Origin of the sequence: Anaerobutyricum hallii DSM 3353, from assembly GCF_000173975.1 — a bacterium.
Taxonomy (GTDB): Bacteria; Bacillota; Clostridia; order Lachnospirales; family Lachnospiraceae; genus Anaerobutyricum; species Anaerobutyricum hallii.
In genome coordinates, this window is sequence record NZ_ACEP01000151.1 from 1 (window position 1) to 11,690 (window position 11,690).

Genomic DNA, 11,690 nt, shown 5'->3' on the forward strand with positions numbered 1-11,690 from the left:
TAATATACTTGACGTAGGAAGACAGATAGTATAAACTATGTATAGCATAATGTATTAGACTAGAGTGTTAAATTGTTAAATTAAAAGAAAAAGATTTGCAAAGGAGAAGGATATGAGCAATAAAGAAATCCCTTACAAAATTTATCTTGAAGAGAATGAGATGCCTGACAGTTGGTATAATGTGCGTGCAGATATGAAGAAGAAGCCGGCACCTTTATTAAATCCAGCAACATTAGAGCCTTTAAAACCAGAGGAATTAGAGCCTGTTTTCTGTAAAGAATTAGTGAAGCAGGAGTTAAATGATACGGATGCCTATATTCCAATTCCACAGGAGATTAAAGACTTTTACAAGATGTACCGTCCATCACCATTAGTACGGGCATACTGTTTAGAGAAGAAGCTTGGAACACCTGCAAAGATTTATTATAAATTTGAAGGAAATAATACAAGTGGAAGTCACAAGCTTAATTCTGCGATTGCACAGGCTTACTATGCAAAGCAGCAGGGATTAAAGGGAGTTACTACAGAGACAGGAGCAGGTCAGTGGGGAACTGCACTTTCTATGGCATGTGCGTATTTTGATCTTGATTGTAAAGTATATATGGTTAAAGTTTCTTATGAGCAGAAACCTTTCCGTCGTGAAGTAATGCGTACTTATGGAGCAAGTGTAACACCATCCCCATCTACTACGACAGAAGTTGGAAAGAAGATTTTAGAGGAACATCCGGGAACAACAGGAAGCCTTGGCTGTGCGATTTCAGAAGCAGTTGAGACTGCAACGAAGCATGAAGGGTATCGTTATGTTTTAGGAAGTGTATTAAATCAGGTACTTCTTCACCAGTCTGTCATCGGATTAGAATCAAAGATTGCCATGGACAAATACGGAATCAAACCAGATATTATTATCGGATGTGCCGGAGGCGGTTCCAACCTTGGGGGCTTAATCTCTCCATTTATGGGAGAAAAGCTTCGTGGAGAAGCCGATTATCACTTTATTGCAGTAGAGCCGGCTTCCTGCCCAAGCTTAACTCGTGGTAAATACGTCTACGATTTCTGTGATACAGGAAAGGTATGCCCAATGGCAAAGATGTATACATTAGGAAGCGGATTCATTCCATCTGCAAATCATGCAGGAGGACTCCGTTATCATGGAATGAGCAGTATCGTATCTGAATTATACGATCAGGGCTTAATTGAGGCAAGAAGCGTAGAACAGACATCAGTATTTGAAGCAGCAGAGCAGTTTGCAAGAGTAGAAGGAATCTTACCTGCACCAGAAAGCAGTCATGCGATTCGTGTAGCCATTGATGAAGCTTTAAAATGCAAAGAAACTGGAGAAGAAAAGACAATTCTTTTCGGACTTACCGGAACCGGATACTTTGATATGGTAGCATATGAAAAATATAACAATGGTGAGATGAGCGACTATATTCCTACCGATAAGGATTTAGAAGCAGGATTTGCCGGCTTACCAAAACAACCGGAATAATAATGTAAACAGACCGTGTCTGTGTTTAATTATAAGCATTTTTCAAACACGCTCTAGTGGATGATTACCGAATATCCTATAGAAGATTTAATTATCATATCTGGAGCCAGAGAACAGAAAAAAAGAAAGCCAGCCTATAACAAAGGTAATGTCGGAGCAAGTAAAAATGCCGGTCAGGCATTTTCTACGCCGCGACTATCTTTACCTTTGCTATAGCTGGCTTTCTTTTTTTCGTCTGTATCCGCTAAATTAAATCAAAAGATATCCCATATATGCCAGGTACAGTCCGATACAGACAATTCCTTCGAGTTTTGACATATGCTGCTTTGTTTTTGCAAAGATGAATAAAAGGATACTGCTAATTAATAAAATACCACAGTCGATAATCGATTCATTTAGTACGTGCAGTGGTGAAAGGATGGCTGAGAACCCAAGGATAAACAAGATGTTAAACAGGTTAGAGCCGATAGCATTTCCGAGTGCAAGACCGCTATCTCCTTTTTTGGTGGCAACAATGGAGGTTACCAGTTCCGGAAGGGAGGTTCCGATTGCAACGATGGTAAGTCCGATAAAGTTCTGGCTTACGCCGAAGTTGGTGGCAATGATGCATGCTTTATCAACGACTAAGTCACCGCCGAAGATGACTGCAGCGAGACCGGCGATCATGTAAATAATACTTCTTGGCAAAGAAAGAATTTTTTCCGGTTCGTTTTCCGATTTATTTTTGATTGCGTGATAGATCATGACAGTAATATATAGAATCATTCCGGCAAAGAGGATACCGCCTTCTATCCGGTTGAGTTTTCCGTCAAGAAACATAAGGCATAAAATAAATGTGACAAGGATGTTGAGTGGCATATCTCTTTTTAAAATATCACGATTTGTTTTGAATGCAGATAAAAAGGCACATACCCCGACAACGACTAATCCATTGAAAATATTCGATCCGACAACGTTGCTGATGGCGATATCGTTACTTCCTGCAAGGGCGGCATTAATGCTGACGGAGGCTTCCGGTGCGCTCGTTCCCATTGCAACAATGGTAAGACCAATCACAACACTGGGCACTTTCAGGATTTGGGCGAGAGAAGAACTTCCTTCTACAAAGAAATCTGCCCCCTTAATTAAAAGAATAAATCCGACGACTAGTAATACATATTCCATATATTCTCCTTTCTTGTGATAAAGGAAAATAAAAAAAGACCTTTATCACATCAAAAATAACTGTGGTATTCAGAATTAAAATACATAAATAAAAGTACATAATTCTGAACAGTTACAAAATGATTGATAAAAGTCTCGTTATTTCAATAACAACCGGCCTTATGGCGTGATGACGACTGTTATTCATCCATAAAGATGGATATTAACTACTCCCTCTTATTTTTTTTATTTTATATTAAGATAGATTGTCCTGTCAATAAAAATTTGGTGAGAGGACAGAAGAATGAGGCTACCTGGGAAACTAAATTTCAAAGGATTGACACAAAAATGCATAAGAAAAATTATTATTTTTACATATTAAAACAACAATATGAGTGTCAAACTCTCATGACTCAACTTTTCAAAAAGCCATAATCTGCTTTTAAAATCTATCTGATTATTTTACCGTAATATCCCCATCTTTAGAGTCTATCGCAAGTTTTGTCTTCCCATCTTTAGAATCTGACTGGAATGTATTTACATCATCATCTTCGTCTAGCGTTTTGTTTCCGTTAAGACCAGAAGCAGTAATCGTTCCATAATGGGTGGCGAGGTCAAATCCAGATACTTTCTTTGTGGAGTCATTTAAGGTGATTTCAGCATCACCATAAGAGAGCGCGATTTTTGTTTTTCCTGATAAAGTAAGTTCATTTACAGTAAGATCGCCATCTTTTGAAGTGAGAGAAATATTGCCGAGAGAAGCTTTTTGCAAGTCGCAGTCACCGTAGGAGAAAGTAAGCTTTCCACTATTAGCAGTAAGTGTATTTGCGTCAAAATCTCCATCGTCAAGCTTGATGTTAATAGTATCAAAAGCAGCATTTTTTACATAAAAATCACCATATCCAAGATAGATTTTTGCGGAAGATACGAGTTTATCTTTTGGAAGATAGAGAGTAACGTAGTTTTCGTATTTAGAAGACTCTTTTGTGTAATCTTCTATATTTTTACTGCTGAGAGCAGCCTGTAAGAAGCTTATATCAACATTAATGTAGTAAGAAGCACCAGTATTTCCGGCTTCTTTTAAGGTTAATGTGCCATTCTCTATGAAATAGGAGACAGGGTTTTTCTTATCCTTTGTCGCCTGTGCATATTCAATATAGCTTTTTTCGTTGGGAGATTCCTCAATGTTAAGGTCGGAATCTTCTAAGTTTATATTTAAAGAAGTAAAGTCAGAGATTTCTGTTTTCTTTAAAGTAAAACGATTTGCAGACTCTTTATTATCTTCCTGTGCGTTCATGGAATTTAAGTTTGTGGCATGAACGTACTTTGTGCCGCCACTGGTAAATCCGATTCCGAATAAAAGTGCGCCAATCAGACAGAAAGCACCGCCAATTCCTAAAAGTGTTCTTGTAGTTTTTTTCATGTTATTTCACACTCCTTTTTCTGCTCATGTTCTGAATAAAATGAGCTAATACTAAAACAATCCATTTGCAGAAACAAAAAACAGCTAAAATGGCAAGAATACTAATGCCAATACTAAATAATCCTGCCCCAGAAATCAGGCTCGCACCGGAAAGCGATGCAGTGATGGCAATTATTCCTCGGATAAAAAGTTTTCCACCAACGAGGGCAAATGCAATTCCAAAAGAGAAAATCGCTAAAAGTCCTGCAACAATTACTAAAACACCGGCCAAAGCAAGAGCAATTATAGTAAGTGCCAAAGCACCGCCGATAGGAGCGGCACAAATGGAAAGAAATGTAAGAAAAATAATCTTCCAAATCGGCGTATCTGGGTCTTTTCTCTTCTCAGTTATCAGATTATCAAGAATTTCATAAGCTGCTTCTTTCGGAGTACCGAGTTCCTGTATCAAGGCTGCTTCGCCTTCTGGCCCGGCATCTTCAAAATATTCTGTAAAATAATCCATTGCATTGTTATAATCTTCTTTTGGAAGTCTTTTTAAATATTTCTTTAGCTGGGCAAGATATTCTTCTTTTGTTAAATGGATATCTTGTTCCTTTTTATATCTTTTATTTTCCATCAGGTATCATCCTCCCTTCGATGATGTCATCAATTGTGTGATAATATTCGTTCCATTCTTTTTTTAAGAAAATGAGCTGCTCCTTCCCGGAATCGGTAATGGAATAATACTTGCGGTTACGTCCCTGAAATTCCTGACTGTAAGTATGCAGGTATCCATTCTGCTCTAACTTTCTTAAAATCGGATAAAGCGTAGATTCCTTAATATTGGCCACCAGCTTCACTGTCTGACTGATTTCATACCCATAAGAATCCTCTCTTTCAACAATCGAGAGAATCAGACACTCAATCAATAAAGAAGAAAGCGGATAATAAAACATAATATCACGTCCTTTCTATGTTTTAAATTTCTATATATAAAAATTTTATATATTGAATTATAATACATATATGGCATTTGTCAAGGGAAAAGCTGACGAAATTGAGAAAACATAGTATCATATCTGATATAACTATCAGAGTTAGCAGCAACATTCTGACTTCTCCCTCAAATCCTGCCAAAGACAGAAAAAGTGAAAATTCTATCATACAATAAATGCGCCTTAGAGCAAGTTCAAGCTGCAGACGAGCAGTTTGGACGCAGGGAAACGAAGCATTTATTGTATGATAGAATTTTCACTTTTTCGCCTCCCCCTTGACATTGGGGTATATCTAAGGTATATTAAGTGTATTAATAATGTTAATACACTACTAACATATTTGGTACAGTATATGTTGCGTTTTCCTGAAGTATTTGAAGATTTAGCAGCGTTAGCTGTGGAGTAATTCGTGACATCTGATTTTATGAGTATAAAAAGGAAGGAGGCTCGATGTGATTTTTATTGACTATAATGACAAAAGACCAATTTATGAGCAGGTTACAGAGAAGATTCAGACATTGATTTTGAATGGAGTGCTAGAGCCGGATTCAAAGCTGCCATCAGTGCGTTCACTGGCGATGGAACTTTCGATTAATCCCAATACGATTCAGAGGGCATATAGTGAGCTGGAGAGAGAAGGATTTATTTATTCCGTAAAGGGAAGAGGGAATTTTGTGAAGATGAATGAGAATCTGATTATAAAAGAACAGGAGAAGCTTCTGATTAAGTTTAAAGAAAATGTAGAGGAGCTGAGAGCGAGAGGGATCTTGAAAGAACAGGCGCTGGCCTGTATTAATGAAGCTTATGAGGAGGTGGAAAGATGATAGAAATTAAGAAGATCAGCAAGCGTTTCGATAAGATTGAAGCTGTAAGTGATGTCAGTCTTTCTATTGAAGAGGGACAGGTTTTTGGTCTTCTTGGAACGAATGGTGCAGGAAAGAGTACACTTCTTCGAATGATGGCAGGGGTGTTAAAGGAAGATGAAGGAGAGATTCTGATTGATGGGGAAGCTGTATGGGATTGTGTGGAAGCGAAGCAGAAGTTTTTCTATATTTCTGATGAGCAGTATTTTTTCCCAAATGCGACACCGTTAGATATGGCAGCGTTTTATAAGACGTTGTATCCTGCGTTCAATGAGAAGAGATTTCGTAAGTTTCTGGTGAAGTTTACTTTACAAAAAGATCGTAAGATTCAGACATTTTCTAAAGGAATGAAGAAGCAGCTTTCCATTCTTCTTGGTGTGTGCAGTGGTGTGAAATACCTGTTTTGTGATGAGACATTTGACGGGCTTGATCCGGTTATGCGCCAGGGAATTAAAAGTATTCTGGCAAATGAAATTGATGAAAGAAAGTTTACTCCGATTATTGCATCGCACAATTTGAGAGAATTAGAAGATATTTGTGATCATGTCGGACTGTTGCATAAGGGTGGTGTTCTCTTATCGAAAGATTTAGAAACGATGAAGTGTAATATTCAGAAAGTACAGTGTGCATTGCCAAAAGAGGATGACAAGAAGCTGGAGAAAATGTTTGACATTTTACAATTTAACCGAAGAGGAAAGCTTGTCACAATGACAGTCAGGGGCAGTGAAAAACAGGTAATGGCAAAGTTATCTGTATTAAAACCGGTATTTTATGAATGTATTCCGCTGTCTTTAGAAGAAATATTTATCAGTGAAACGGAGGTAGTAGGTTATGACATCAAGAATCTCATACTCTAAGCTAAGCAGGGAGAATAGAAAGAGAATGCTTGGCATGACGATTATTACAGTGCTTACATTTTTTATAAAAGCCGTTTTTTTAGTAATGGGAGTAAATGAATGTTCCTCACATACGGAAGTACTTCGTTTGTTTCAGCCCAATATGGGAATGGCAGGCGTGGTAATCGTCCTGGCGGCATGCAGTGCGGCAGTAAGTCTTTATTATTTACATTCCAGAAAGCAGACAGATTTTTATGAATCCCTTCCAATAAAGAGAGCTACATTATTTCGTCTGGTAGTACAAAACAGCCTGTTTATTTTTCTGATTCCGCTTGTAATAGAAGAAGCAATAGAATTTGTCATTGCACAGCAACAGATTTCTGGAGGAGGCTGGGAAATAGTCAGTTCTAGTCTCTGGTATTTGTTAATTTTTGCAGCAACATGGCTGACGATGGCTCTGGCAATGATTATGACAGGGAATATTATCGTTGGTATATTAGGATTTGGAGTATTTGCAAGCTATTTTCCAATTGTTATTTATAACATTTTTCCAATATATGCGGGCTCTTTTTTCGCCACCTATTCCGGGAATACGGCAGATAATGTTTATAATAATATAACCAGCTATCTTTCTCCGGTATGGGTCGGACTTCGGGGAATGGCAGATATAAATAGCGGCAGAGAAACGCAGATAAAATATATGATGATTCTTCTTTTATGGATTGTCGGTTTATATGTACTGTGCCGCACACTCTATAATAGACGGCCGGCAGAAAGTGCAGGACGGGCTATGGCATTTACAAAGGCAAATACAGTAATTAAAGTGTTATTAGTTATCCCATCTGCCTTATATTCAGGAATTATTTTCTATTCATTGGGAAATGCAAGATACATTTTCTGGCTTATATTCGGAGTTGTATTTGGTGTGTTCGTTATACATGCATTAATTGAATGCATTTATGAATTTGATGTAAGAGCGATTTTTTGTCATAAAAAACAACTTATAGTTATCATGTTTGGTTCCTTATTTATCATGGCAAGCTTTAGTGCAGATCTTTTTGGATATGACAGGTATATACCAAAAGCATCCAGGGTAGATAGTATCGAAATAAAGCCATTAGGAGTGAATAGTTACGGATATTGGGGAAAAGGGGAAGAACGATCAGGATTAAATGGAGAAGAAAAACAGCTTGCTCTTTCCGTAATCAAAGAATCAGTAGAAGTAAAAAACAATGCAGAAACATCCTCTTCAGAGTATTATGAGAAAAACAGCAAGTTTTTATTCTTTTCATCTGTATCTAAAAAAGAAGTGATGAGAGATGATATTGAGATTTCTACAACATTTTGTATGAAAAACGGAAATCGTAAAGTAAGAAACTATATCCTTCGTTCCCAAAAGGCAAAAGAACTTTATAATAAACTGTATGCGACAAGAGAATTTAAAAAGAATATCTATTCTCTTTATACACGAGATTATAATGATATCAAAGAAATAACCTGGTCAGGGATAGAAACAGAATATTTAAACCTTACAAAAGAAGAGAAAAAACAGTTCCTTGATACTTATTTAAGTGAACTAGACAGCTTAAGCTACACAGATGTACAAAAAACAGTTCCCGTAGGAAATATAGATATATCAATAGGTGGAACAATGGGAAGTGAAAATGCAACACAGGATACGTATTATATTTATCCATCTTTTAAAAAGACGCTTGCATTTTTAGCACAAAAAGGCTGTGCTGTCAACCAGACAATAGATAACTTAGATATCAGTAGTATTGGGGTTGAAGGATATGATGGAAGTACCGGAGAAAATATCAGATATGGAATAACAGATAAAAAACGAATTAATAAACTAAAAAAGAAACTCGTTCTTCAGCAGATGGAAAATGTTCCGGGAATAACCGTAATAAATGGAAACATGGAAATTCAGGTAAATTATAAAAATAAAAATGGAGGAAATAGCATATATTGCTATTCTATTTGTACAGATGATGAATTGCAGCAATTATTAAAGGAGTAATTTCATTTATTCAAATGTGGGAGGTGAGTATGAGCAGCTATATTAGCTATATTATAGATGGAATCTGGGAGGCTAAGCAATGTATTTTATCGAAATCTTTCAGGCATTTACAGGAAGACTCCCTGAAGTTGATGACCTGATTGCAAATACAGCAGGATTCCTTGTCGGGTATTTGACCGCACAAGGATTTCTAGAACTCTTTGATAAAAAAGCGTACAAATATGGAATCATAAGAATTCTAAGCACAGTTATACTATTTTGTATTTCTATATTTGCTCTGTCCTTCTGGGCAAATGGGGATGCATTACAGGCAGAGGAGGAAGCATATGTGAAGATGATGGAACAATATGGTATGGAACACAGGTAGGAAAAGTAGAAAATTGCGCAAAAAAAATGTGATAGACGAAAAGATCAGGCAGTTTCAATATCCCTGTTGGAATAGATATGGTTCATTTTTGCTTTGCCACAGACTAGGGAAACAAAAACAGCTTTTGGCATCGGGCGTGGCGAATGGAGGGGATTCATGTATTTGCAATGCATGAATCCCTGCCATAGGGTAGGGCTGTTTTTGGTGCGACAGCCCCATAATTTTTCAAACACGCTTTAGAAAATTTAAAAATTACAGAAAAATGTATTTTAAGATGAACAGTATTGCCAATACATACATCAATGCACTGATCTTCTTGTCTTTTGCCTCTCCAGTAATAAGGTTAATCACTACATAAGAAATAATTCCCATAGAGATACCCTCAGAGATGCTATAGAAGAATGGCATTGCAATGATACATACGTAAGCAGGGATAGCCTCGGACATATCAGTAAAGTTAATGTTTGTAACATTACTAAGCATATATAATCCAACAATTACTAAAGCAGGTGCGGTAGCAAAAGATGGAATCGCAAGGAAGATTGGTGATAAGAACAGAGATAATCCAAAAAGGATCGCTGTTGTAACAGCAGTAAGACCTGTTCTTCCTCCTTCGGATACTCCAGAAGCACTTTCCACAAAAGTAGTAGTGGTAGAAGTTCCGAGGATTGCACCAAAAGTAGTCGCTACAGCATCAGCAAGAAGTGCTCCTTTAATATGAGGAAGCTTTCCTTCTTCATCTAACATATCTGCTTTGGCAGATACACCAACAAGTGTTCCGATTGTATCAAAAAGGTCAACAAATAAAAATGCAAATAAAATTACGATAAAGTCTACAGAGAAAATTCCCTTAAACTGAAGCTTTCCAAAGATAGGAGTAAGACTTGGAATAGAAAGCCCTTTGCTAAAGTCAGGTAAAAGACTGTAGAATCCTAAATCTGCATTCGGTACATAAAGTCCTGCAAACTGGCAAATGATTCCAAGTCCCCATGTGATTAAAATACCCCAGAGGATATTTCCCTTAATATTTTTAACAACTAAAATTCCGGTAATGATAATACCTGCCAATGCAAGAATTACCGTAATTCCGACATTGTTAAAAGAAGCTTCCACACCATTCGCTTTATTGTATGCATCTACAGAAAATAACTGGAGTAATGTAGAACCGCCCACAACGATATGTGCATTCTGTAAACCAACAAATGCAATAAAAAGACCAATTCCCACACTAACGGCAGATTTCAGATTCATCGGAATTGCATTAAAAATCGCCTCACGCACATTTGTAAGAGAAAGAAGAATAAAAATGATACCTTCTGCAAATACAGCAGTTAGTGCATACTGCCAGGTATATCCCATACCGATTACAACAGTATAGGCAAAGTATGCATTCAGTCCCATACCCGGTGCCAGAGCAAATGGATAGTTCGCGAAAATCGCCATCAGCAAAGTTCCGATAAAAGCAGCAAGAGCAGTCGCAGTAAATACAGCACCGGAATCCATACCGGTAGCAGCCATAATACTTGGATTAACCGCCAAAATATATGCCATTGTCATAAATGTCGTAATACCAGCCAGAATTTCCGTCTTCGCATCCGTGTGATTTTCGGATAACTTAAAGAATTTTTCTAACATAATACTTCCCTTTCTTAAAATAGAGAGTCCTCAAATATTTTCAAACATCAGTAACATCCTCTCCGTGTGATAATTAATTTTGCGACTTTGATGTTTTTTACAATGGAGTCAAAATTAATTATTACACGGAGAGGATGTTTGTTAAATACTTATTCGCAGCGGTGAAAGCCACATTTGTAATAATAAGCCTTTTTATTTTTCATTAACATTATTTTGTTCCGAAAATTCTATCTCCGGCATCTCCAAGTCCAGGGCAGATGTAAGCATCCTCATTTAACTGACGGTCGATGTTACCACAGTAAATCTGTACATCTGGATGAGCTTTTGCAAGACGTTCTACTCCTTCAGGAGCAGCAATAATAGACATAAACTTAATATTCTTTCCACCATGCTCTTTGATAAAGTTGATGGCAGCGATAGCAGAACCACCAGTAGCAAGCATTGGGTCTAATACAACGATAAGTCTTTGGTCAATTGGGTCTGGCAGTTTACAGTAATATTCATGAGGTTCATGAGTCTCCTCGTCACGGTATAAACCGATGTGACCAACCTTCGCAGATGGAACAAGAGCAAGGATACCATTTACCATACCAAGACCAGCACGAAGAATAGGAACGATAGCAAGCTTCTTACCGGAAATCATAGGTGTTTTGCAAGTTTCGATTGGTGTTTCAATCTCAACATCTTCTAATGGGAGGTCTCTTAAAGCCTCATATCCCATTAAGATACCAATCTCTTCGATTAATTTACGGAATTCATTTGTTCCGGTATTCTTATCTCTTAAAATAGAAATTTTGTGCTTGATAAGCGGATGTGTCATCTCAATAACGTTATTCATATCTTTCTCCAATCTGTAATGTAGTAATGCGGATACATTAAAAAAATCTATTTCAGAAAAATAGCTTCTCCTGAAACATACTGATTTAGTACCATAACA

At 37.2% G+C, this 11,690-nt stretch carries 11 protein-coding genes; 5 read left to right on the top strand and 6 right to left on the bottom strand.

The genetic code is table 11. From position 1 onward, the window contains the following. Positions 1-112 precede the first annotated feature (112 nt). Positions 113-1,489, top strand: a complete 1,377-nt coding sequence (locus EUBHAL_RS13450; protein WP_005351131.1) for a TrpB-like pyridoxal phosphate-dependent enzyme — start codon at positions 113-115, stop codon at positions 1,487-1,489. Between the two features lie 249 nt (positions 1,490-1,738). Here EUBHAL_RS13450 and EUBHAL_RS13455 read toward each other — a convergent pair whose 3' ends face one another. The 4 genes from EUBHAL_RS13455 to EUBHAL_RS13470 form a co-directional block, all read right to left on the bottom strand. Beyond that, complete coding sequence (locus EUBHAL_RS13455) at positions 1,739-2,653, bottom strand: calcium/sodium antiporter (RefSeq protein ID WP_005351142.1); 915 nt, start codon at positions 2,651-2,653, stop codon at positions 1,739-1,741. A gap of 436 nt (positions 2,654-3,089) precedes the next feature. Continuing rightward, positions 3,090-4,055 carry a DUF4097 domain-containing protein gene (locus EUBHAL_RS13460; RefSeq protein WP_005351145.1) on the bottom strand — a complete coding sequence of 322 codons (966 nt, stop codon included), beginning with the start codon at positions 4,053-4,055 and terminating at the stop codon, positions 3,090-3,092. A 1-nt stretch (position 4,056) separates the two neighbouring features. Continuing rightward, the gene (locus EUBHAL_RS13465) at positions 4,057-4,671 is read right to left on the bottom strand and encodes a DUF1700 domain-containing protein (RefSeq protein ID WP_005351147.1); all 615 of its coding nucleotides are present in this window, start codon (positions 4,669-4,671) and stop codon (positions 4,057-4,059) included. Continuing rightward, positions 4,661-4,990 carry a PadR family transcriptional regulator gene (locus EUBHAL_RS13470; RefSeq protein WP_005351149.1) on the bottom strand — a complete coding sequence of 110 codons (330 nt, stop codon included), beginning with the start codon at positions 4,988-4,990 and terminating at the stop codon, positions 4,661-4,663. Before EUBHAL_RS13470 ends, EUBHAL_RS13465 begins: the two co-directional genes overlap by 11 nt. A 491-nt stretch (positions 4,991-5,481) precedes the next feature. Here EUBHAL_RS13470 and EUBHAL_RS13475 point away from each other — a divergent pair, with 491 nt between their 5' ends. The 4 genes from EUBHAL_RS13475 (at position 5,482) to EUBHAL_RS13490 (ending at position 9,118) form a co-directional block, all read left to right on the top strand. Continuing rightward, a complete protein-coding gene (locus tag EUBHAL_RS13475; protein WP_005351150.1) occupies positions 5,482-5,853 on the top strand; it encodes a GntR family transcriptional regulator in 372 nt (123 codons plus the stop codon). Then, entirely contained in the window at positions 5,850-6,749 is a 900-nt protein-coding gene (locus tag EUBHAL_RS13480) for an ABC transporter ATP-binding protein (RefSeq protein ID WP_005351153.1), read from the top strand. The genes EUBHAL_RS13475 and EUBHAL_RS13480 overlap by 4 nt, the downstream gene beginning before the upstream one ends. Then, positions 6,724-8,751: a DUF6449 domain-containing protein gene (locus EUBHAL_RS13485; protein ID WP_135960948.1), complete on the top strand. Its 2,028-nt coding sequence runs from the start codon at positions 6,724-6,726 to the stop codon at positions 8,749-8,751. Before EUBHAL_RS13480 ends, EUBHAL_RS13485 begins: the two co-directional genes overlap by 26 nt. A gap of 79 nt (positions 8,752-8,830) precedes the next feature. Continuing rightward, positions 8,831-9,118, top strand: a complete 288-nt coding sequence (locus EUBHAL_RS13490) for a VanZ family protein (protein ID WP_005351158.1) — start codon at positions 8,831-8,833, stop codon at positions 9,116-9,118. A 252-nt stretch (positions 9,119-9,370) separates the two neighbouring features. On the opposite strand, the gene EUBHAL_RS13500 is transcribed toward EUBHAL_RS13490, so the two are convergent. Together EUBHAL_RS13500 and upp are read right to left on the bottom strand one after the other, a co-directional pair. Next, positions 9,371-10,753, bottom strand: coding sequence for an NCS2 family permease (locus EUBHAL_RS13500; protein WP_005351159.1), 1,383 nt, complete (start codon positions 10,751-10,753; stop codon positions 9,371-9,373). Between the two features lie 208 nt (positions 10,754-10,961). Continuing rightward, complete coding sequence (gene upp / locus EUBHAL_RS13505) at positions 10,962-11,591, bottom strand: uracil phosphoribosyltransferase (protein WP_022169682.1); 630 nt, start codon at positions 11,589-11,591, stop codon at positions 10,962-10,964. Positions 11,592-11,690 lie beyond the last annotated feature (99 nt).